Source organism: Streptomyces violens (assembly GCF_000717745.1).
Lineage (GTDB): Bacteria > Actinomycetota > Actinomycetes > Streptomycetales > Streptomycetaceae > Streptomyces > Streptomyces violens.
The window spans coordinates 1-22,847 of the sequence record NZ_JOBH01000024.1 but is presented as its reverse complement, the minus strand read 5'-3'; the positions used below and the strand labels follow the sequence as shown (position 1 = coordinate 22,847).

The window sequence follows — 22,847 nt, the reverse complement described above, 5'->3', positions numbered from 1 at the left end:
CGACGGGTGTGACGGTCGGACCGTGTGATACGCAGCTGTGCCGGCTGAGCCAATTGACTAATGTTGCATCAGACGTCTCACGCGTCGTGAAGAACGTAACGGGGGAAGGGGGAGAGGACCGTGGGGGTACCGGAGTCCGAGCTCGGGAGTGCGCCTCAACCGTTGTCTGCTGCGGGGCTGGACGCGCGGTCGCACGTCAGGCTCGGACCGGGTGAGCTGCGCTCCCTCAAGAAGAAGGTGGACGGCGCGCTGCAGAAGCTCGAGGCGTCTGCGGGATCGAAGCAAAAACTTCGCCAAGAGATCATCCCCAGCGCCTCGTTCGGCTCGGGCGGTTTCGCAGAGGCCAGCGACCTCAGCCGGATGTACGAGCGGGTGCACATGCACCTGACGAACCTCTCGCAGACGCTCGGCGACCAGATCGAGGCCATGGGGATCGCCGTACTGGGGACGCAGAACGGCTTCGAGACGATCGACGAGGACCGCAGGCGCCGCTTCTACGAGATCCAGACGCGGACGCGGGAGCGGTACGACGAGGTCCATCAGGAGCCGCGCGAGAAGCGGGACGAGCGCAAGGACACCAAGTTCTGATGCGGAAGGGGGACAGCAGATGAGTGACGAACCCATGTCGCGCGAAACCCGGGTCGACTATCCGGCCACACTGGCCTGGGCCCGGCAGGGCTTGCGCGCCGCCTCCGGGACAGCGCCGATCAACGTCTCCGCCCTGACCAGGTTCGGCGGCACGAACTTCGAGAACCACGAGCTCGACGAAATGCTCGACATGATCGAGTCGGCCAGGCCGAGCGACCTGGAACACACCGGGGACGCCCTCATCGAGGCCGCCACAGCGATCGAGGAAGTCGGCGAGGAGCTGAAGAAGTACGCCGAACACGCCCAGTGGGACGGCGAGTCCGGCGAGGCCATGCGCAAGTGGACGGACCACCTCAGCAAGAACACGCTGAAGCTCGCCACTTACAGCAAGACCGCCGGAAAGCAGCTCAAGAACGCCGGCGAGGGCTTGGCGACGGTCCAGAAGTCCATGCCGAAGCGGAACGAGGACGGCGGCCTCGACGAAGCCGTCAAGGACATCCCCGCCCCCGCCCGCGTCGACACCAACCCGGCCTATGCCAAGGCCAAGAAGCGTGAGGGCGACCGCCAGGAAGCCATCACCCAGATGAACAAGCTCAGCTCCTACTACATCGTGTCCCACGACACGATGGCCACGCAGGAGGAGCCGGTGTTCAAGCCCATGCCGGATGTGGGGGTGCCGGAGCCGCCGCCCGAGACGCCGATCCACGAAGGGGGCGGTACGCCGATCGGTACAGGCGGGCACACCGCGCCGCCGGTCGTGGGCGGTCGTGGACCGGATGCAGGAAGCGGTGGCGCGTCGCAGTACACCCCTCACCACAGGGTCATGGCTCCGGAGCACGAGGTCGGTACGAACATCGACAGCGTGACCACGCCGCGCGCACCTGTGGACCCGCATACGCACGTTCCGACGGCACCTCCGCATGGTCCGAGTCCTACCGGGAACCAAGGGAATCCCCCTCTTGGCCCCATCAGCACCGGTCCGATTTCCGGAGGTGCAGGGAAGCTGCCGGGTCTCTCCGGCCCGCCGCGCTCCGGCGGTCCGCTGCCGGGAGGTGGTACGGGCCGACCGAACCCCATGGGGCCGGCCACTATGCGTCCAGGCACCCCTGGGCCGCCCGGCACCACCGGCCGCCCTGGGCCGATGGGTCAGTCGGGTACGACCGGACGGCCGAGCGGTGTGAGCCCCCGGGCCATCAGCCGCCCCGGCACCACCGGCATCGGCCCTGGTGCCAGCGGGGCGCGCCCTGGCTCCGGCCCGATGCCGCGCGGCGGCCGTAACGGCATCGTCGGCGGCACTCCCGCCACCCCTGGCCGTACGCCCACCTCGTCCCCGGTCGCCCGAGCAGTCACGCCTGGCGGTGAGCACGGTGCAACCACGGGCCGTGGCGTCATCGGATCGAGTGCGAAGACCCCGGCCGAGTCGGCTGCGGACAGAGCCGCATCGGCCCGCAGACTCGCCGCCAACCAGGGTGGCGTCGTCGGAACCCCGCGCTCGGAGGCCGGTGCCCAGGGCAGCGGCCAGCGCGGTTTCACCCAGGGCGGCACAGGGTTGGTCCGCAACACCGGGGGAGAAGATCATCCAGCGGGTGCGCGTCGCGGAGGTGCTGCCGGTACACCGCAGCCCCGAGGCGAGTCGCGGAAGGAAGACCGTCGGCCGGGACAGCCGACCGAAGACGAAGAGACGTGGAATTCAGGGCGGCGGCGTAGCACTGCCCCGCCGGTCATCGAATGACTCAGGTGAGGCGAGGAATGACGGCTGGAGAGAACGGGACGGCGATGCCGAGGAATACGCGGAGGCTGCGTCGCCGCGCGCTCCCGGTCCTGGCGGCAACGGGCGCTTGGGCGGTGTGCCTCATGGGCGCGGCTCCTGCCGCCGTCGCGGAGGACGTCCAGTCGAGGCAGTGGTACCTGGACTCCATGCAGGCCGAAGACATGTGGAAGGCGAGCACGGGGAAGGGCATCAAGGTCGCAGTCGTCGACAGCGGTGTGGACCCGTCCACTCCCTCCCTGCGAGGCCAAGTTCTGCCAGGAAAGGATCTGACTGGCGCGGACGGAGGTGCGCATGACGACTACGACGGGCATGGCACCACCATGGCCGAGCTGATCGCCGGCACGGGCAACGGCGGCGGACTGAAGGGGCTGGCACCTGGAGCGAAAGTTGTGCCATTCCGTACGGCCCTTTCTGATCTCGAAGGTGCTGAGGGTTCCACGGCTGACAAAGCTGTTCGTGCTGCGGCAAACAGCGACGCGCAGGTCATCAACATGTCATTCGGCAGCGAGTACATCTCTCAGAAGCTGCACAGTGCGATCGATTATGCCGTCAGCAAGGGCAAGTTGTTGATTGCCGGTACCGGTAACGATGGGGCGGGGAAGAATCGCCCCTTCTATCCGGCGGGCTACCCCGAGGTTATTGGAGTGGGCTCTGTGGACGCGCAGGGCAAGGTGTCGAACTTCTCCGGTTACGGCAACCACGTCTCCGTTGTCGCACCCGGTTCCGACATCCCCCGCTGGTGCGACAAGAACCTCAAGAAGTACTGCGACGGCGACGGCGGAACCAGTGCCGCCACCGCCATTGCCTCCGCCTCTGCCGCATTGATCTGGTCCAAGCACCCTGAGTGGAATGCCAACCAGGTCGCCCGGGTGCTCGTCGGGACGACTGACGGCGTCATGGAGAAGCGGGACCCCAGTAAGTACGTCGGCTACGGCGCCGTGCGTCCTCGGCTCAACCTTTTGGAAGGCAAGGGCGAGCCGGGTAACCCGAAGCAGCCCGCGTTCCTGGACAACGGTGATTTCGACACGTCGAAAGCCGCGTTCTCCGCCGCCCCAGCCAAGGGCGGCAGTTCCGACGACGGGAAGTCCGGTTCCGGGAAGGGCGACGCGGGCGCCGACGACGCGATGGCCAAGTCCTCTTCCGACGACAACAGCACACTCTGGACGAGCCTCGGTATCGCTGCCGCGGTGATCGTCCTCGGGGGCGGCGCGTTCGCGTTCATGCGGGCGCGCCGGGGATGACACCTCATCCGTAGGGTCCCTGACCACCATGTACAGCAACAGAGAGGGAACGACGACATGGCCGGGCAGAAGCTTTCCGATGCCGAACTCGCCAAACTCGAGCAGCGCCTGAACGAAAAGGCCGAATCCATCCGGAGCCACGTCAACAAGCTCAACCGTGCTCTCGACAGCGTTGAGGGCCGTTGGAAGGGTATCGGCGCCGCCGGATTCAACGCGACGCAGACCGAGCTCAACCAGAAGCTCGCCGCCATGGGCAAGCAGTTGGCCAGGTATGTGGAGGCCATCGAGGCGCACCGCAAGGGGTCGGGGAACACCGACCTCGACGTGGAACGGGCCATGAAGGGGCAGAACGTGGTCGCCGGGGGCGGCATCGGTTCTGGCGCTTCCAAGCTGAACCTGTACTGAGTCCGGCCCGACCGAACATCATCAGCCAGCGTCTCCTGAGACGCAGAAGAAAGTGAGGGTTCCCATGGCGGGCCACGACGGCGAAATGCTCATCGATTACAAGAGCCTTGATGCCGCTGCCAATGATGTCAGGGAGGCAGCAAAGGGTCTCAGCGACGACCTGCAGTGGATTCACTCGGCGCTCAAGAATGTCAGCGACATCTGGGACGGCGAAGCCAAGGGCGCGTTCGTAGCGGCGCAGCAGAAGTGGGCCAAGGACACCCAGGAGATCCAGGAAGCCCTGCGCGGAGTTGCCGCCGCGGTCAGCGACGGCCGGGACCGGTACCAGGCGGGGGACAAGAGGGGCGCCTCGTTCTTCGAGTAACCACTCAGGAACAAGGGTGGGCATGCGCGGGAGGTGCCCACCCTTGGCAGCAGCCATGAACGGTCGAAGGCCGTCACCACAGTCAGTGCACTGAAGCCATGCCAGCGCGCTGATGTGGTGACGGCCTTCGCTGTCGGGACGGGTGTCCGTCCCGACAGGTTCCCGTGGCCTCCGAAAGCGTGGCGGGTCCTAATATTCCGGCAGCCACCCCAACTGCACCAGCGGCGTCCCCCGCTTGCGGGAGACGAAGTAGCCGCGGCCCGGGGGCATCGGGCGGGGGCGGACGTTGCCGAGCAGGTCGCCCTCGTTCGGGTCGCCCGAGAGGACCACACCCTGGGCGCCCAGCTCCTTGATGCGCTGCATGAAGGACTCGTACATCGACCGCGAGGCACCGGCCGCGCTGCGGGCGATGATGAAGCGGATGCCGATGTCACGGGCGAACGGCAGGTTGTCGGTGAGGATGGCCAGTGGGTTGCCGCTGGAGGTGGAGACCAGCTCGTAGTCGTCGACGATGATGAAGATCTTCGGCCCCGACCACCAGCTGCGGTCGCGCAGCTGCTGCGGCGTGACGTCGGGCGCCGGGGCCCGGCGTTCCATCAGGCCGTGCAGCGCCTGCATGTGCGCCTCCATGGAGTTGGCCATGGGCGCGTACTCCAGAAGGTGCGACTCGGGGATCGCGCTGAGCAGGCTGCGGCGGTAGTCGCCGACGACGATCTTCGCCTCGTCCGGGTGGTACCGCTCGGAGATCTGCTTGGCCAGCAGTCGCAGCACGCCCGTCTTGCCGGACTCGCTGTCGCCGAAGACCAGGAAGAACGGGTCGGTCTCGAAGTCGACGAAGACCGGTTCGAGGTTGTTCTCGTCGAGGGCGAAGGCCACACCACGCTCGGGGTGGTCGCTGCCCTTCGGGAGCTGGTGCGCGGGCACTTCGCGGGGGAGCATGCGGACCGCGGGCGCGGGTGCGTACGGCCAGTGGCTCGCGATCACGCGGTTCATCTCGGTCGTGGCGTCCGAGAGGTCGCCGGACTGCGAGATGCCGTCGATGCGCGGCAGCGCCCCCATGAAGTGCAGCTTCTCCGGGGTCTGGCCGCGGCCCGGCACGCCGGCCGGGACGTTGGCAGCGACCTTGCGGTCGAAGTCGGAGTCCATGGTGTCGCCGAGCCGCAGCTCCAGCCGGTTCATCAGCTGGTCCTTGAGGGCGGCGCGCACCTCCATGCTGCGGGTGGCCGCGACGACGACGTGAATGCCGTAGCCGAGGCCGCGCGCGGCGATGTCGTTGACGACGGCCTCCGCCATCTCGTACTCCGCGCGGAAGTTGCCCCAGCCGTCGATGACGAGGAAGACATCGCCCCACGCCTGGTCGGCGGCCTCGCCGCGGGCCCTCATCCGGCGGTAGGTGGCGATGGAATCGATGCCATTGGCGCGGAAGTACTCCTCGCGGCGGGCGAGGATGCCTGCGACCTCGGCGACGGTACGGCGTACCCGGTCCGGGTCCAGGCGCGAGGCGACCCCGCCGACGTGCGGCAGCCCGGCCACCGCGGACAGACCGCCACCACCGAAGTCCAGCCCGTAGAACTGCACCTCGGCCGGGGTGTGGGTGAGCGCGAAGGACGAGATGAGCGTCCGCAGGAGCGTGGACTTGCCGGACTGGGGGCCACCGACGATGAGCATGTGGCCGGCCGCGCCGGAGAAGTCGCGGTACAGGGGGTCGCGCCGCTGCTCGAAGGGCTTGTCGACGAGGCCCAGTGGCACGATGAGCTGCCCGAGGTACGGGTAGTCCGGCATCGTCAGGCCGCGGCCCTCCACCGGTGCGAGGCCCGGCAGCAGCTCGTCCAGCGGGGCCGCGGTGTCCAGGGGCGGCAGCCAGACCTGGTGGGCGGGGGTGCCACGGCCTTCCAGCCGGCGGACGATGACGTCCAGGACGGTGTCGGCCAGGGCGTCGTCCTGGGCCGGACGCGGTTCGGGTACCTGCACCGTGGCCGGGTCGGGCGCCGTGTAGTGGACCGGCACCGGGGCGGCCGTGAAGAGCACCGGGCGGCGGTCGACCGGCAGCGGCCCGGTGGCCGCGCGGTCGGCGCTGGAGCCGTCGCGGTACACGCCGGAGACGTACGCCGCCTTGAAGCGGGTCATCTCGTCGGTGCCGAACTTGAGGTAGCCGGAGCCGGGCACGGACGGCAGGTGGTACGCGTCCGGGACGCCGATGGCCGCGCGGGACTCGGCGGCCGAGAAGGTGCGCAGGCCGACGCGGTAGGAGAGGTAGGTCTCCAGGCCGCGCAGCCGGCCCTCCTCCAGGCGCTGCGAGGCGAGCAGCAGATGGACACCCAGTGACCGGCCGATGCGGCCGATCTGGATGAACATGTCGATGAAGTCGGGCTTGGCGGTCAGCAGCTCGCTGAACTCGTCGATGACCAGGACGAGGGAGGCAATCGGCTCCAGCGGGGCGCCGGCCAGCCGGGCCTTCTCGTAGTCGTGGATGTTGGCGTAGTTACCGGCGTCGCGCAGCATCTCCTGGCGGCGGTTGAGCTCACCGCGGATGGAGTCGCCCATGCGGTCGACGAGCGTGAGGTCGTCCGCCAGGTTGGTGATCACCGCGGCGACGTGCGGCATCTGGGACATGCCGGCGAAGGTGGCGCCGCCCTTGAAGTCCGCGAGGACGAAGTTGAGCGTCTCGGAGGAATGGGTGACGGCCAGGCCGAGCACGAGGGTGCGCAGCAGCTCGGACTTGCCGGAACCGGTCGCACCGACGCACAGGCCGTGCGGTCCCATGCCGTCCTGTGCCGCCTCCTTGAGATCGAGCATGACGGGCTGGCCGTCCTCGCCGACGCCGATCGGCACCCGCAGCCGTTCCGCCTGCGAGCGCGGACGCCAGGTCCGCTGGGTGTCGACGGAGGCGGCGTCACCGAGGTTGAGCAGGTCGGTGAACTCCAGGTTGGCGAGCAACGGCTCGTCGTCGTCCCCGCCCGCCCCCATGCGCAGCGGCGCGAGCTGGCGTGCCAGCGCCTCGGCGGCCTCCAGGGACAGGTGGTCCGGTACGCCGTCGTAGACCATGCCGCGCCCGGCTTCGAGCTGCAGGGTGCCGGGACGTACGAGGACCGACAGGTCACCGCGACGGGTGCTGAGTTCACCCGGTACGACGTCGAGGACGGTGACGCCCTGCAGACCTTCGGCGGAGGCGAGCAGCGAGGTCGGCGGCACGTTCGTACCGTCCAGAACCACCAGCAGATGCGGCATGTCCAGCAGCGGATGGCCGCCGGCGTTGAACCGCGGCCGGCCCTCCAGCTTCACGGACAGCAGCTGTTCCAGCTCCCAGGCGTCCGTCGTGATGAGCCGGGGTGTCCCCGCGCCGTCCGCCGGGCCCTGGGCCTGGACGTGCGGAAGCCACTTCGCCCACTCCCAGCGCTCCGCGGCCTCACCGGGCGCGGCCGCGATCGCGATGATCAGGTCGTCGGGGGAGTGCAGAGCGGCGAGCGAGGCGACCAGCGACCGCGCGGTACCGAGCACCGACTCGGGCTCGCCGGAGACCGCCATGTGGTAGAAGGCGCGCAGCGAGACCGCCATCGGCAGTCCGTCCAAGGTGCCGTGCACGGTGAGGAACTGGTGCATCGCCCCCGCGGTGAGCGGCTCGAGTTCGTCGACCGGCGCGGTGTCCGGCGCGATCAGCGGCGTGGCCAGCTGCTGGGCACCGAGCCCGATGCGTACCTGTCCGAAGTCCTCGTCGCCCACGCGCCGTTCCCAGACCCGGCTGCCCTCGGCCACCAGGGACCAGAGCTGGTCGGGGGAGGGGTGCAGGTAGTACTGCGCGTCGCGCTGCTTGCGTGCGGTCCTGCGGACCGTACGGCGGGTCTGGGCAAGGTACTTGAGGTAGTCGCGGCGGGTGTCCGCCATCTCCCCCTGGGTACCGCGACGATGACGCACGATCATCGTCACGATCATGGCCAGTGTCGACGCGATCATGAGAATGCCCATGATGCGCATGAACGGATTCGCCTGCGGCATGAAGAAGTACACCATCGATCCGCCGCCCATACCCACGGTCGGCAGGATCTGCATCAGCATGCCTTCTTGCTGCCCCTTGGGCAGTTCCGGCGGAGCTTCCAGCTGCAGAGGGTCCGTGGGCACCTCCGGAGGCAGAGCCCTCGGGGGACGCTTCACGACGATCTGACTCACCAGCGCACCAATCCCTTGACGGGAGGACTGTTCGCTGCCGACACCCCCGTGGCGACGGCTCCCACCCGTGCCGGGTGATCCTACTGGGATGTCAATTGTCGTAAGAGCGCTAGGGTGGCGCACGGTAATTGCGCAGCTGCAATGAAGACCTTGAATGTCGGGAATGAGGGGGATCAGCCCGTGAGTGCGACGGCTTCGATGGCAGCCACGGGGGCGGTGACCGGCTTCTGCCGCGTCACAATTGTCGCGCCGGACAGCCGTATTGACGTAGCGCTCCCCGAGGACATTCCAGTAGCCGACATCTACCCCGAGATCCTCCGGCTGAGCGGCCAGTCCCCGGCCGACGGTGCGCCCGTCGGCTACCACCTGGTCCGCAGGGACGGCACCGTCCTGGACGGCGCGCGGTCCTTCGCCGCCCAGCGCATTCTGGACGGCGAGGTGCTGAGCCTGCGTCCGTTCGCCGAGTCACTGCCGCCGGCCGTCTACGACGACGTGTCCGACGCCGTGGCCTCGGCCGTCACCCGCGACCGCACGCTGTGGAACGACGACCTGATGCGCACCGCCGGACTCACCGGCTCCATGGTGCTGCTGGTGCTCATGGGCTTCGTGCTGTGGTTCGCCGACCCGGCGCGCCACGACATGCACAGCCTGCCCGGCATCCTCGCCGCCGTCGCCGGCGTCCTGCTGGTCGCGCTCGCGGCCGTACGGGCCCGGGTGTACGACGACCGGGCCTCGGCGATCGTCCTCGGCCTCGGCGGCCTGCCGCACGTCATGATCGCCGGATCGGGGCTGCTCCCCCTCACGGACGGCCAGGGCGTCGGCCGCCTGCAGTTCCTCCTCGGCTGCGTGGCCGTACTGATCGCCTCCGCGATCCTGATCGCCCTCACACCGAGCGGTGACGGTCCGTTCGTCGCCGCGGCCTTCACCGCCACGATCGGCACCCTCGCCACCTTCGTGGCCATCCTCACCGGGCTGGCCCCGCTGGAGACCGCCGCCGTCTGCGTCTGCGTCGCCGTCGGCGTGATCGCCTTCCTGCCCGGTCTCTCCGCCCGCTTCGCCCGACTCCCGATCGGCTATACACCGCCGCGCGCCAACTCCACCTACGACGACCCGGATGCCGCGCCCGAGTCCGAGGGCCCTGTCGAGGCGGAGCGCATCGCCGCACAGGCCCGTCGCGGTCACGAAATGCTGGTCGGCCTGGTCGGCGGCTGCGCCGCGGTGGTCACACTCGCGGCCGGCGTCCTGGGGTTCTCCGACTCCCTCTGGGGCCACCTCCTCGCCTTCGCCGCCGGTCTGTCGATGCTGATGCGGGCCCGCCTCTTCCGCTACACCTCCCAGGTCACCTGCGCCCTGGTCGCCGGTCTCGCCGCCTTCGCCCTTCTCGGCCTCGGTCTGGCCCTGCACCCGCCGGCCGTCCTCGGCGACGGCGGCTTCGCGGCCGACCTGCGCACGGTCTGGCTCACCGCCGCGATCGCCCTCGCCGCTGCCCTGATGACCGGCATCGCGCTGATCGTCCCCCGCAAGGGCGTCACCCCCTTCTGGGCCCGCTTCGCCGAGCTCGCCGAAAATCTCGTTCTGCTGTCGCTGATCCCGCTGTGCCTTGCGGTCATGAACGTGTACATGGCGGTACGGGGAATGACGAGCAAGTAATAACGGCGCGCGTTCGACGAAACACACGTCGCAGCACTGCAGTACGAAGTGGTGCACGGGGAGCCGGACCTCGCCGCGGTCCCGCCGGTCTTGCAGGCACTCGTCGCACAGGCCCTCGACAAGAACCCGGCGGCCCGCCCCGATCCCGTACGGCTCGCGCACAGCCTGGCCCCGCCCCACCGCGCCGCCCTCCCCTGGCAGGGCGGCCCGCTCGCGGAGGAGATCGCCCGCCGGGAGCGGGAGGCCCGGCGGCTCGCCGAGATGACCGCCACCTCGCCCGGCGGAGCAACCGCAGGCATGTCCCGCCGTCGGCTCCTCGGGAGCTTCGCCGCCGGCGGTGCCGTGCTCCCGCGGGCGGCGGTGCGGCCTTGTGGTGGGCGCTGCGTGGCCAGGACGCAGATACCGGCCCGCAGCCGTGGGACGCCGAACCGCTGTCCTCGTACGCGCCGGGCACCGCGCCCGAACCGCTGTGGCAGCAGCCGAACGCCGCCCACGCCAAGGCGCCTGCCCCGCTCCCCGCAGGGGACCTCGTGATCGTCGCCGCTCCGGACGGTGTGCTGCGCGCGTACCGCGTGACCGACGGCAAGCGGCGCTGGGACTCGCCCCCGGCGGCGACCGCGGCAGGAGCCCTCCGAGCCCCCGATGGGAGCGTGCTCACCGTTGGGGCGAAGGGCGCGGTCTTCGCGATCGGCGCGGCGGACGGCAAGCAGATCTGGTTGGCCGGCAGCGCCGAAGCCGCGTTGCTGCTGGCCGTCGACGACACCGCGGTGTACGTCCTCACTCACGACAACCGCATTCGCGCGGTCGACCTCGTCGCGCACAAGATCCGCTGGACGGGTGCCCGCTCCGGTGAGTGTCGGAGAACACCTGCCGCCACGACCCGACGGGTCCGTTCCGAAGGACGACGGCACCCCGGCTCTGAGGGCCGCAGTCGCCGGGGAGCGCCTCGTCCTGCACGGTGCGGACGGCCGGGTGGCAGCCCTGGAGACGGGCAGGGGGGCGGAAGGCATGGGGCCTGAAAAGCAGGGCGGGCGGGGCCTGACGCCGGCCGTCGCAGGTGACACGGTCTACTCCGGCGGCGACAAGCTGGTGGCCCGCTCCCTCACCAATGGTGAGCAGAAGTGGTCGCGACCGGTCGGCGGTGACGGCTGCGGCGCGCCCGCTGTGCGCGGGGACCTCCTGTACGTCCCCGGCATCACGGACCTCTCCACCCGCCGGACCAAGGACGGGTCGGAGGCATGGACGCTTCCTTTGGACGTGGGGAGCCTGTCGGCGGAGGCACCCGCCGCGGCGGGCCACAGCGTCTGGCTTCCGGCCGGTGGCCAGGGAGAGGAGGGCGTGTCGACCGCCGACACCCGGGGCGGCTCGCTCGCCTGGACCTACGCCCCAGGCACCCAAGGCCCCTGGCACCTCACCACCGCCACCAACCGCGTCTTCCTCCTCCAGTCCGGCACCCTCACCGCCATGCCCGTCTTCTGACCGCCGGCCGCCCTGCCCCAGTGGCCCTGGCCCCACCCCCCACTACACCCGGTCACGGCCGACCCCCGCCCCCTGCTACCCTGGCTACGCCCAGCCGAGTAATCGAAGCTCCTCTGTGAAGCAGACCAGAGGCGCTCGGTGGGGCTCAGAGGAAACTCAAGGAGTACCGCGTGTCGCTCGACGCCGCTACGAAGAAGTCGATCATGGCCGAGTTCGCCACCAAGGAGGGTGACACCGGTTCCCCCGAGGTTCAGGTTGCGCTGCTCTCCCGCCGCATCTCGGACCTGACCGAGCACCTCAAGACCCACAAGCACGACCACCACTCCCGCCGTGGTCTGCTGCTGCTGGTCGGCCAGCGCCGCCGCCTGCTGCAGTACCTGGCGAAGAAGGACATCACGCGCTTCCGTGCGCTGGTCGAGCGCCTCGGCATCCGCCGCGGTGCTGCGGGCGCCAAGTAAGACGTCGTGAGGGGAGCGGTTCCCGGGGCCGGGAGCCGCTCCCTTTGCCGTACGCGGGAAAGCCCGTGCGCAGGAAGATCCGTACGCGGGAAAACCCCGTACGCCACACACCGGACGCCTTCACCACCCCCTGGTGGACAGAAGCTTTGTAGTCTGGTCCCAGAACGCCATACCGACGGCGCGATAACGAGCGCCGCGGCCGCGCGCCGGGCTCACAGTCGGCGCGCCGTGCGGACACAACCCAATAGCGCACAAAGCAACAGCGCACAACGCAATAGCGACAGGGTGGGGCGCCCCTCAGCCGCCGGTCCTCGGTAGTGGCCTCCGGTGACGCGTAGGGCCTCCGGGCCACCGCACCGGGTGCTTCGATCGAAGACCGGCCCGCACCAGGCGCTCCACCAGCCATGATCCGCTGCCACACGGGCAGCGGGTCGCAGACGGTCCGCCGCCATACGGGCAGCGGACGCAGACGAGGAGATATTCCTGGTGGAGAACGAGACCCACTACGCCGAGGCCGTCATCGACAACGGCACCTTCGGCACCCGTACCATCCGCTTCGAGACGGGCCGCCTGGCCAAGCAGGCCGCCGGCTCCGCCGTGGCGTACCTGGACGACGACACCATGGTGCTGTCGGCCACCACCGCTTCGAAGAACCCCAAGGACCAGCTGGACTTCTTCCCGCTGACGGTCGACGTCGAGGAGCGGATGTACGCGGCCGGGAAGATCCCCGGTTCCTTCTTCCGCCGTGAGGGCCGGCCCTCCGAGGACGCGATCCTCACCTGCCGCCTGATCGACCGGCCGCTGCGCCCCTCCTTCAAGAAGGGCCTGCGCAACGAGATCCAGATCGTTGAGACGATCATGGCGCTCAACCCCGACCACCTGTACGACGTGGTCGCCATCAACGCCGCTTCCTGCTCGACGCAGCTCGCCGGTCTGCCCTTCTCCGGGCCGATCGGTGGTACGCGTGTCGCCCTGATCAACGGCCAGTGGGTCGCCTTCCCGACCCACAGCGAGCTCGAGGACGCCGTCTTCGACATGGTCGTCGCGGGCCGCGTGCTGCCCGACGGTGACGTCGCGATCATGATGGTCGAGGCCGAGGCCACCGAGAAGACCATCCAGCTGGTCAAGGGCGGCGCCGAGGCCCCGACCGAGGAGGTCGTGGCCGCCGGTCTGGACGCCGCGAAGCCCTTCATCAAGGTGCTGTGCAAGGCCCAGTCGGATCTCGCCGCCAAGGCCGCCAAGCCCACCGGCGAGTTCCCGATCTTCCTGGACTACCAGGACGACGTCCTCGAGGCCCTGACCGCCGCGGTCAAGAGCGAGCTGGCCCAGGCGCTGACCATCGGTGGCAAGCAGGAGCGCGAGGCCGAGCTGGACCGCGTCAAGGCGCTGGCCGCCGAGAAGCTGCTCCCGCAGTTCGAGGGCCGCGAGAAGGAGATCTCCGCCGCGTACCGTTCGCTGACCAAGAGCCTGGTCCGCGAGCGCGTCATCAAGGAGAAGAAGCGGATCGACGGTCGCGGTGTGACCGACATCCGTACGCTCGCCGCCGAGGTCGAGGCCATCCCGCGCGTGCACGGCTCCGCGCTGTTCGAGCGCGGCGAGACCCAGATCCTGGGTGTCACCACGCTGAACATGCTCCGCATGGAGCAGCAGCTCGACACGCTGTCGCCGGTGACGCGCAAGCGCTACATGCACAACTACAACTTCCCGCCCTACTCGACCGGTGAGACCGGCCGCGTGGGCTCGCCGAAGCGCCGCGAGATCGGCCACGGCGCGCTGGCCGAGCGTGCGCTCGTGCCCGTGCTGCCGACCCGCGAGGAGTTCCCCTACGCGATCCGTCAGGTGTCCGAGGCCCTCGGCTCCAACGGTTCGACCTCCATGGGCTCCGTCTGCGCCTCGACGATGTCGCTGCTGAACGCCGGTGTGCCGCTGAAGGCCCCGGTCGCCGGTATCGCCATGGGTCTGATCTCGCAGGAGATCGACGGCGAGACGCACTACGTCACCCTCACCGACATCCTCGGTGCGGAGGACGCGTTCGGTGACATGGACTTCAAGGTCGCCGGTACGAAGCAGTTCGTCACCGCCCTGCAGCTCGACACCAAGCTGGACGGCATCCCGGCGTCCGTGCTGGCCGCGGCCCTGAAGCAGGCCCGCGACGCGCGTCTGCACATCCTGGACGTGATGAACGAGGCGATCGACGTTCCGGACGAGATGTCCCCGAACGCGCCGCGGATCATCACCGTCAAGATCCCGGTGGACAAGATCGGTGAGGTCATCGGCCCCAAGGGCAAGATGATCAACCAGATCCAGGAGGACACCGGCGCCGACATCACGATCGAGGACGACGGCACCATCTACATCGGTGCCGCCGACGGCCCGGCCGCCGAGGCCGCCCGCACCACGATCAACGGCATCGCCAACCCGACCATGCCGGAGGTCGGCGAGCGTTACCTGGGTACGGTCGTCAAGACCACCACCTTCGGTGCGTTCGTCTCCCTGCTCCCGGGCAAGGACGGCCTGCTGCACATCTCGCAGATCCGCAAGCTCGCCGGTGGCAAGCGCGTGGAGAACGTCGAGGACGTGCTCGCGGTCGGCTCCAAGGTGCAGGTCGAGATCGCCGAGATCGACCAGCGCGGCAAGCTCTCCCTGATCCCCGTGATCGAGGGCGAGGAAGGCGACGAGGAGAAGAAGGACGACGCCGCCAAGTGACGTCCCGTACTTCCCGGACGACGGCCCGCACCTCTTCGGAGGGGCGGGCCGTCGCCCGTACCCAAACGCTTCTCAAGGGCGAGGGCGGCGCGGGCACCGTCCGCCGGACCGTCCTCCCCGGCGGCCTGCGCGTCGTCACCGAGACCCTGCCGTCCGTACGGTCGGTGACCTTCGGGATCTGGGCGAACGTCGGCTCCCGTGACGAGACCCCGGCCCTCAACGGCGCCACGCACTACCTGGAGCACCTGCTCTTCAAGGGCACGGAGCGGCGCAGCGCGCTGGACATCTCCGCCGCGATCGACGCGGTCGGCGGCGAGATGAACGCCTTCACCGCGAAGGAGTACACCTGCTACTACGCACGGGTGCTCGACGCCGACCTGCCGCTGGCCATCGATGTCGTCTGCGACATGCTCACCGGCTCGCTGATCCGCGAGGACGACGTGGACGTGGAGCGCGGCGCGATTCTCGAAGAGATCGCGATGACGGACGACGATCCGGGTGACTGTGTGCACGACCTCTTCGCGCACACGATGCTCGGGGACAGCCCGCTGGGCCGTCCGGTCCTGGGCACGGTCGACACCGTCAACGCCCTGAATTCGAGCCGGATACGCCGCTTCTACAAGAAGCACTACGACCCGACCCGCCTGGTCGTCACCGCGGCCGGCAACGTCGACCACGCCAAGGTCGTCCGCCAGGTCCGCCGCGCCTTCGAGCAGGCCGGCGCGCTGGACCGTACGGACGCGGTGCCGACCGACCCGCGCGGCGGTACGAAGGAGATCCGCACGGCGGGCCGGGTGGAGGTGCTGGGCCGCAGGACCGAGCAGGCGCACGTCATCCTCGGCATGCCCGGGATGCCGCGCACCGACGAGCGGCGCTGGGCGATGGGCGTACTGAACACCGCGCTCGGCGGCGGCATGAGCTCCCGCCTCTTCCAGGAGGTACGGGAGAAGCGCGGGCTGGCCTACAGCGTGTACTCCTACACTTCGGGCTACGCGGACTGCGGGCTCTTCGGGGTGTACGCGGGCTGCCGCCCGAGCCAGGTGCACGACGTACTGAAGATCTGCCGGGACCAGCTGGAGGACGTCGCCGCGCACGGCCTGGCCGACGAGGAGGTCGAGCGGGCCATCGGGCAGTTGCGCGGCTCCACGGTCCTCGGCCTGGAGGACACCGGCGCGCTGATGAACCGCATCGGCAAGAGCGAGCTGTGCTGGGGCGACCAGATGTCGGTGGACGACATGCTCGCCCGGATGGCGGCCGTGACCCCGGACGACGTCCGCGAGGTCGCGCGCGATGTGCTGGGGCGGCGTCCTTCGCTGTCCGTCATCGGACCGATGAAGGACCGGCAGACCGCCCGGCTGCACGAAGCGGTCGCCTGATCGCATCCGGCGGTCCCCGGACCGCGCCACAAACCGTGAAGGAAGCAAGGACGATGAGCAAGCTGCGCGTGGCTGTGATCGGCGCCAAGGGCCGGATCGGCTCCGAGGCCGTCAAGGCGGTCGAGGCCGCCGAGGACATGGAGCTGGTGGCGGCGCTGGGCCGCGGCGACAAGCTGGAGACGCTGGTCGAGACCGGCGCCCAGGTCGCGGTCGAGCTGACCCACCCCGGCGCCGTCATGGGCAACCTCGACTTCTGCGTACGGCACGGCATCCACGGGGTGGTCGGCACCACCGGCTGGACCGACGAGCGCCTCGCGCAGCTGCGGACCTGGCTGAACGCCGCGCCGCAGGTCGGCGTGCTCATCGCGCCGAACTTCTCGATCGGTGCCGTGCTGACCATGCAGTTCGCACAGCAGGCGGCCCGCTTCTTCGAGTCCGTCGAGGTCGTCGAGCTGCACCACCCGAACAAGGCCGACGCGCCTTCGGGCACGGCTGCGCGTACGGCTCAGCTCATCGCCGACGCGCGGGAGAAGGCCGGCTGCGCGCCGCAGCCGGACGCCACGGCGACCGCGCTGGACGGCGCCCGCGGCGCGGACGTGGCGGGCGTGCCCGTGCACTCCGTACGGCTGCGCGGCCTGCTCGCCCACCAGGAGGTACTGCTCGGCGGTGAGGGCGAGACCCTCACCATCCGGCACGACTCCCTGCACCACTCCAGCTTCATGCCGGGCATCCTGCTCGGCGCGCGGCGTGTGGTGGACACTCCGGGGCTCACCATGGGCCTGGAGAATTTCTTGGATCTGGCCTGACGGTCAGCCGGCAGTAGGGCAGTACGTACAGTGCGCGCAAAGATCACTTACTTCGTCCTCGCGGCGGTCCTGGTCGTCTACTTCGTCCTGGTCGGCGAGCGCGGTGTCCTGCTCATCCAGCAGGGCACCCCGGTCACGGTCGTCTTCGGGATCGCCGTCCTGGTGCTGCCGGTGATCGGGGCGTGGTTCCTCTGGCACACGACCCAGTTCGCCCGGAAGGCCGGGCTGCTGGCGAAGGAGCTGGAGGCCGAGGGCGGGCTGCCCGTCGACGAGCTGCGGCGGACGCCGAGCGGCCGCGTCGACCGGGACGCCGCCGACGAGGTCTTCGAACGGCGGCGTGCCGAGGCCGAGGCGGCGCCGGAGGACTGGCGGGCGTGGTTCCGGCTGGCGGTCGCGTATCACGATGCGCGGGACACTCCGCGCGCCCGGAAGGCGATGCAGCGGGCTATCGCGCTGCACGACGGTAAGCCGGTGCGCGCCGCCTGAGGTCAAGGGGCGTGGTACTCCGCGGCCCACGCCACAACCTTGTCCGCCGCCCGGTTGAACGCCCCCGCGCGGGACAGGAAGTCGCCGTTGTGGTCGGTGAAGAGGGTGCGCGGCTCGCCGTCGCCCGGGCCGCCGATCACCAGGGCCTGGCCCTGGACCGTCCGCGGCAGGCCCAGCCAGCGGACCGGCTGCTGCACCGTACGGACCGAGCCGACGGCGCTCCACGGGAGCGTCGTCGTCCGTACCAGGTGCACCTGGCGCAGCCCCGCCGCGCTCACCCAGACGCCGATCCGCAGCAGCCGCAGCGCGCACGCGATGATCACGACGGCCACTGCCACGCACACCGCCGCACCGACCGGCGCCCCGGCCAGCCCGATGATCAGGGCGGAGAGCAGGACGAAGGAGGCGAGCAGCAGAAACACCGCCGCCGCCCCCACCCGCCACGGTCCTGGGCGGTAGGGACGGCGCCAGTGGTCACGCTCGTCGTACGGAAGGGGCGCCGGGTCTCCGGCGTCCCCGTCGAGGTCGCGGTCGGCCGTCAGGAAGGGCAGGGGCACGGCAGATCCTCACTCACGGCCCGTGTTACGCACGGGCACACGGTCGAAAGCTGTGACCGGTGAGGCTAGCGGCAGCAGGACGGCCGGAACCAATCCTGTGCCGGACCGCCGGGCTGCCCGCCCGAACGGCGCAACGCACAGCCGGCTCAGCGGCCGTGCGCGACCTCGGACTGATGGGTCGTATTCGGCCCGCCGACCGTGTCCTGCTGCAGGGCGGGCACGCCGAACAGCAGGGAGCCGGTCAGACCGGCGACTACGGTGAGACCCAGCAGCGTGCGGCCGAAGATCTGCGAACGGCTCGCGCGCTGGCGCGGCGGGGGCGTGACATTGCTGCGGAACCGGTCTGCCTCGGCGACAAAGGCGAACGGGACGGGCTCTCGCCGGCGGAACATGAGCGGGCTCTCCTAGGAACCTCGAAGTGGGCAGTGTCACATGGTGCAACGTCACAGGCACCTGAGAGGTGCCCGTTTTCCGTGACTTCTGTGAAAAATATCAACTGCTGCGGGTGCAGTGTGCACCGGGGGTCCCTTTTGTCGCATCGCGCCGCATGACAGCGCATTTCCGGGCTTGTCAGTGGCGGGCCGTAGGCTTGGCGCGCTCGAACGATGAGCAGCGCGAGCGCCGCAGCAGACGGACGGGTGCACGCGGCAGCACGATGTACGAACGAAAGGACCGCCGGTGTCCCACACCCCCGCCGAGAGCGCCGAGAGCGCATCCCCCGCATTCCGCAGCGAGGTGACGGTCGAGCTGGTCAAGCACGCCGCCGGCGACAGCGACGTCCTGTGGGCCGCGCGGGTCTCCACCGCAGGTGAGCAGTCCCTGGAGGAGCTGCAGAAGGACCCCGAGCGCTCCAAGGGCCTGATCAACTACCTGATGCGCGACCGGCACGGCAGCCCGTTCGAGCACAACAGCATGACCTTCTTCATCAGCGCCCCGATCTTCGTGTTCCGCGAGTTCATGCGGCACCGCGTGGGCTGGTCGTACAACGAGGAGTCCGGCCGGTACAAGCAGCTCGATCCGGTCTTCTACGTCCCCGCGACCGACCGCAAGCTCGTCCAGCAGGGCCGCCCGGGCAAGTACGAGTTCGTCGAGGGCACCGAGGCGCAGCACGAGCTGGTCACTCGCACGATGGAGGACTCCTACCGCCAGGCGTACGCGGCGTATCAGGAGATGCTGGCGGCCGGTGTCGCCCGCGAGGTCGCCCGTTCGGTCCTGCCCGTGGGCCTCTTCTCCTCCATGTACGCCACCTGCAACGCCCGCTCCCTGATGCACTTCCTGGGCCTGCGCACGCAGCACGAGCAGGCGAAGGTGCCGTCCTTCCCGCAGCGCGAGATCGAGATGGTCGGCGAGCAGATGGAGGCCCACTGGGCCAAGCTCATGCCGCTCACGTACGCCGCCTTCAACGCGAACGGACGGGTCGCTCCGTAAGGCGCGCGAGGGCGATCTCCGCGGCCCGACGGAGGGTCACGCCGGAAGGTGTCCGTATTGCGGCGTTTTGAGAAATTCCTCTACGCTGAACACACGGATCCGGCACTGCCTGAACCCCCGAGCAGGCAGTGCCGGGTCCACATCCCGGCCTCCCCAGGGGAGCAACCAGCGGTGAGCTACGAGTAGCGTGGGACCCATGGCTCCGACTTCCACACCGCAGACCCCCTTCGGGCGGGTACTGACCGCCATGGTCACGCCCTTCACGGCGGATGGCGCTCTCGACCTCGACGGCGCGCAGCAGCTCGCCGCCCACCTGGTGGACGCCGGCAATGACGGCCTCGTCGTCAACGGCACCACCGGAGAGTCCCCGACCACCAGCGATGCGGAGAAAGCCCAGCTGGTAAGGGCCGTGGTCGAAGCGGTGGGGGATCGCGCCTTTGTCGTCGCCGGAGCCGGCACGAACGACACCCACCACAGCCTGGAGCTGGCCCGCGCCGCCCAGGCCGCCGGCGCACACGGCCTCCTCGCCGTCACGCCGTACTACAGCAAGCCGCCGCAGGAAGGTCTCTTCCGGCACTTCTCCGCGATTGCCGACGCCACCGACCTGCCGGTCATGCTCTACGACATCCCCGGCCGCAGCGGCGTGCCGATCAACACCGAGACCATGGTCCGGCTGGCCGAGCACCCGCGCATCGTCGCCAACAAGGACGCCAAGGGCGACCTCGGCCGTGCCAGCTGGGCCATCGCCCGCTCCGGCCTCGCCTGGTACAGCGGCGACGACATGCTGAACCTCCCGCTGCTCTCCGTCGGCGCCGTCGGCTTCGTCTCCGTCGTCGGCCACGTCGTGACCCCCGAGCTGCGCGCCCTCCTGGAAGCCCACGTGACCGGCGACGTCACGAAGGCGAAGGAGATCCACCAGAAGCTGCTGCCGGTCTTCACCGGCATGTTCCGCACCCAGGGCGTCATCACGACCAAGGCGGCGCTCAGCCTCCAGGGCCTGCCCGGCGGGCCGCTGCGACTGCCCCTGGTCGACCTCTCGCCCGAGGAGACGGACCAGCTCAAGGTCGATCTCGCCGCCGGCGGGGTACACCTGTAACACCAGACTTCACAACTGAATACGGCTCGCGCGACCGGACGGTCGTCACAGCTGAAGACAGAAACCACCGCCACAACAGCAAGTGCACGAATGTCATGCGCGCCACGTGCCTCAAGGGCCCGTGGCGCGTGTGGTGAGGAGAGTCTTTTGAGTCATCCGCATCCCGAACTCGGCGCGCCGCCGAAGCTCCCCGAGGGCGGCCTGCGCGTCACGCCCCTGGGCGGCCTGGGCGAGATCGGCCGCAACATGACCGTCTTCGAATTCGACGGCCGGCTGCTGATCGTCGACTGCGGAGTGCTCTTCCCCGAGGAGGAGCAGCCCGGAATCGACCTGATCCTGCCGGACTTCTCATCGATCAGGGACCGCCTCGACGACATCGAGGGCATCGTGCTCACGCACGGCCACGAGGACCACATCGGCGCGGTCCCGTTCCTGCTCCGTGAGAAGCCGGACATCCCCCTGATCGGCTCCAAGCTGACCCTCGCCCTGATCGAGGCCAAGCTCCAGGAGCACCGCATCCGGCCGTACACGCTGGAGGTCGTCGAGGGCGACCGCGAGCGCCTCGGCCCCTTCGACTGCGAGTTCGTCGCCGTCAACCACTCCATCCCGGACGCCCTCGCGGTCGCCATCCGCACCCCCGCGGGCATGGTCGTCCACACCGGTGACTTCAAGATGGACCAGCTCCCGCTGGACCGTCGGCTCACCGACCTCCCCGCGTTCGCCCGACTGGGCGAGGAGGGCATCGACCTCCTCCTCTCGGACTCCACGAACGCCGAGGTACCGGGGTTCGTCCCGCCCGAGCGCGACATCTCCAACGTGCTGCGCCAGGTCTTCGCGACCGCCCAGAAGCGCATCATCGTGGCGAGCTTCGCGAGCCATGTGCACCGCATCCAGCAGATCTGCGACGCGGCGCACGAGTACGGACGCCGCGTCGCCTTCGTGGGCCGCTCGATGGTCCGGAACATGGGCATCGCCCGTGAGCTGGGTTACCTGAACGTCCCCGCCGGCCTCGTCGTCGACGTCAAGACCCTCGACGACCTCCCGGACGACGAGATCGTGCTTGTCTGCACGGGCTCGCAGGGCGAGCCGATGGCGGCCCTCTCCCGGATGGCCAACCGCGATCACCAGATCCGCATCGTCCCGGGCGACACGGTGATCCTGGCGTCCTCCCTCATCCCGGGCAACGAGAACGCGGTCTACCGCGTGATCAACGGGCTCACCCGATGGGGCGCCAACGTTGTCCACAAGGGCAACGCCAAGGTGCACGTCTCGGGCCACGCCTCGGCCGGCGAGCTGCTGTACTTCTACAACATCTGCAAGCCGAAGAACCTGATGCCGGTGCACGGCGAATGGCGCCACCTGCGGGCCAACGCCGAACTGGGCGCGCTCACGGGCGTGCCGAAGGACCACATCGTCATCGCCGAGGACGGCGTGGTCGTCGACCTGGTCGACGGCACGGCGCGGATCACCGGCAAGGTCCAGGCGGGATACGTGTACGTCGACGGCCTCTCGGTCGGCGATGTCACGGAGAGCGCCCTGAAGGACCGCCGCATCCTCGGCGACGAGGGCATCATCTCCGTCTTCGTCGTGGTCGACAGCACCACGGGCAAGATCACCGGCGGGCCGCACATCCAGGCCCGTGGCTCCGGCATCGACGACGCCGACTTCAACGGCGTCCTGCCGAAGATCGACGAGGCGCTGGCCAAGTCGGCCCAGGACGGCGTCATGGAGCCGCACCAGGTGCAGCAGCTCGTGCGCCGCTGTGTGGGCAAGTGGGTGTCGGACAACTACCGCCGCCGGCCGATGATCCTGCCGGTCGTCGTGGAGGTCTGACGGCCGGTCCGACGTGCCGTTTGACGGTCCGTCGGATGCACGCGTGGAGCGGGGCGCCCGGATTTGCATCCAGGAGCCCCGCTCCAGTACGTTTACGGCTCCGCCTGAGGGGAACCGGGAACGCCTACGCGTCCTGCAGACCATCGGGCGTCGCTCCTCGAAAGGGGGGCGGAGCTCCTCGAAAGGGGGGCGGAAATCCGGCACAGAGAAATCTGATAAAGTCGGATCAGCCGAAAGGCAAGGCCACTCCAAAGGCCACCGGATACAAATTCGGACCACAGCTTCTTCGAAGCGGGAACGAAATCGGATCTGGTAAGGTTGGAACCGCGAAGAAGCCGATAGGCCGAAACGCACCGGCGAAAATCGGAGCCGCAAGGATCTGATAGAGTCGGAAACGCAAGACCGAAGGGAAGCGCCCGGAGGAAAGCCCGCGAGGGTG

20 protein-coding genes are annotated in these 22,847 nt (G+C 69.3%); 16 read left to right on the top strand and 4 right to left on the bottom strand.

The window, feature by feature from the left end; translation table 11 throughout:
* Positions 1–162: 162 nt before the first annotated feature.
* From IF04_RS0132810 to IF04_RS0132790, 5 genes are all read left to right on the top strand, one after another.
* The gene (locus IF04_RS0132810) at positions 163–588 is read left to right on the top strand and encodes a hypothetical protein (protein ID WP_030266368.1); all 426 of its coding nucleotides are present in this window, start codon (positions 163–165) and stop codon (positions 586–588) included.
* Between the two features lie 19 nt (positions 589–607).
* Positions 608–2,320 (top strand): hypothetical protein, encoded by a 1,713-nt coding sequence (locus IF04_RS0132805; RefSeq protein ID WP_157847745.1) that lies wholly within the window; start codon positions 608–610, stop codon positions 2,318–2,320.
* A gap of 185 nt (positions 2,321–2,505) precedes the next feature.
* Entirely contained in the window at positions 2,506–3,600 is a 1,095-nt protein-coding gene (locus IF04_RS0132800; RefSeq protein WP_245654585.1) for a S8 family serine peptidase, read from the top strand.
* A 57-nt stretch (positions 3,601–3,657) separates the two neighbouring features.
* Positions 3,658–4,005 carry a WXG100 family type VII secretion target gene (locus IF04_RS0132795; protein ID WP_030266357.1) on the top strand — a complete coding sequence of 116 codons (348 nt, stop codon included), beginning with the start codon at positions 3,658–3,660 and terminating at the stop codon, positions 4,003–4,005.
* A 64-nt stretch (positions 4,006–4,069) separates the two neighbouring features.
* A complete protein-coding gene (locus IF04_RS0132790) occupies positions 4,070–4,369 on the top strand; it encodes a WXG100 family type VII secretion target (protein WP_030266355.1) in 300 nt (99 codons plus the stop codon).
* Positions 4,370–4,558: 189 nt separating this feature from the next.
* Here IF04_RS0132790 and IF04_RS0132785 read toward each other — a convergent pair whose 3' ends face one another.
* Entirely contained in the window at positions 4,559–8,533 is a 3,975-nt protein-coding gene (locus IF04_RS0132785; protein ID WP_030266352.1) for a type VII secretion protein EccC, read from the bottom strand.
* Positions 8,534–8,731: 198 nt separating this feature from the next.
* On the opposite strand from IF04_RS0132785, the gene eccD reads away from it, so the two are divergent.
* From eccD to IF04_RS0132750, 8 genes are all read left to right on the top strand, one after another.
* A complete protein-coding gene (gene eccD, locus IF04_RS0132780) occupies positions 8,732–10,183 on the top strand; it encodes a type VII secretion integral membrane protein EccD (RefSeq protein WP_030266350.1) in 1,452 nt (483 codons plus the stop codon).
* 368 nt (positions 10,184–10,551) lie between these two features.
* On the top strand, positions 10,552–11,202 hold the full coding sequence (locus tag IF04_RS38935) for an outer membrane protein assembly factor BamB family protein (protein ID WP_157847744.1): 651 nt from the start codon (positions 10,552–10,554) through the stop codon (positions 11,200–11,202).
* Entirely contained in the window at positions 11,192–11,662 is a 471-nt protein-coding gene (locus IF04_RS38520; RefSeq protein WP_030266347.1) for an outer membrane protein assembly factor BamB family protein, read from the top strand. The genes IF04_RS38935 and IF04_RS38520 overlap by 11 nt, the downstream gene beginning before the upstream one ends.
* Before the next feature lie 170 nt (positions 11,663–11,832).
* Positions 11,833–12,120: a 30S ribosomal protein S15 gene (gene rpsO / locus IF04_RS0132770; protein WP_030266343.1), complete on the top strand. Its 288-nt coding sequence runs from the start codon at positions 11,833–11,835 to the stop codon at positions 12,118–12,120.
* Positions 12,121–12,606: 486 nt separating this feature from the next.
* Positions 12,607–14,826, top strand: a complete 2,220-nt coding sequence (locus tag IF04_RS0132765) for a polyribonucleotide nucleotidyltransferase (RefSeq protein WP_030266341.1) — start codon at positions 12,607–12,609, stop codon at positions 14,824–14,826.
* The gene (locus IF04_RS0132760; protein WP_030266339.1) at positions 14,823–16,202 is read left to right on the top strand and encodes a M16 family metallopeptidase; all 1,380 of its coding nucleotides are present in this window, start codon (positions 14,823–14,825) and stop codon (positions 16,200–16,202) included. The genes IF04_RS0132765 and IF04_RS0132760 overlap by 4 nt, the downstream gene beginning before the upstream one ends.
* A 53-nt stretch (positions 16,203–16,255) precedes the next feature.
* Positions 16,256–17,008 carry a 4-hydroxy-tetrahydrodipicolinate reductase gene (dapB, locus tag IF04_RS0132755; RefSeq protein WP_030266336.1) on the top strand — a complete coding sequence of 251 codons (753 nt, stop codon included), beginning with the start codon at positions 16,256–16,258 and terminating at the stop codon, positions 17,006–17,008.
* Between the two features lie 30 nt (positions 17,009–17,038).
* Positions 17,039–17,494, top strand: coding sequence for a tetratricopeptide repeat protein (locus IF04_RS0132750; protein WP_030266334.1), 456 nt, complete (start codon positions 17,039–17,041; stop codon positions 17,492–17,494).
* A 2-nt stretch (positions 17,495–17,496) separates the two neighbouring features.
* On the opposite strand, the gene IF04_RS0132745 is transcribed toward IF04_RS0132750, so the two are convergent.
* Positions 17,497–18,051: a hypothetical protein gene (locus IF04_RS0132745; protein WP_030266332.1), complete on the bottom strand. Its 555-nt coding sequence runs from the start codon at positions 18,049–18,051 to the stop codon at positions 17,497–17,499.
* Positions 18,052–18,197: 146 nt separating this feature from the next.
* On the bottom strand, positions 18,198–18,443 hold the full coding sequence (locus IF04_RS0132740; RefSeq protein WP_030266330.1) for a hypothetical protein: 246 nt from the start codon (positions 18,441–18,443) through the stop codon (positions 18,198–18,200).
* A 286-nt stretch (positions 18,444–18,729) separates the two neighbouring features.
* On the opposite strand from IF04_RS0132740, the gene thyX reads away from it, so the two are divergent.
* The 3 genes from thyX to IF04_RS0132725 all read left to right on the top strand — a co-directional run bounded on the left by thyX (position 18,730) and on the right by IF04_RS0132725 (position 22,408).
* Complete coding sequence (thyX, locus tag IF04_RS0132735; protein ID WP_030266328.1) at positions 18,730–19,479, top strand: FAD-dependent thymidylate synthase; 750 nt, start codon at positions 18,730–18,732, stop codon at positions 19,477–19,479.
* A 196-nt stretch (positions 19,480–19,675) separates the two neighbouring features.
* Positions 19,676–20,575: a 4-hydroxy-tetrahydrodipicolinate synthase gene (dapA, locus tag IF04_RS0132730; protein WP_030266324.1), complete on the top strand. Its 900-nt coding sequence runs from the start codon at positions 19,676–19,678 to the stop codon at positions 20,573–20,575.
* A gap of 147 nt (positions 20,576–20,722) precedes the next feature.
* Positions 20,723–22,408, top strand: a complete 1,686-nt coding sequence (locus tag IF04_RS0132725) for a ribonuclease J (RefSeq protein ID WP_030266321.1) — start codon at positions 20,723–20,725, stop codon at positions 22,406–22,408.
* Between the two features lie 226 nt (positions 22,409–22,634).
* Here IF04_RS0132725 and IF04_RS39405 read toward each other — a convergent pair.
* On the bottom strand, positions 22,635–22,847 hold a 213-nt coding region (locus IF04_RS39405; protein WP_211259893.1), incomplete at its 5' end, for a hypothetical protein.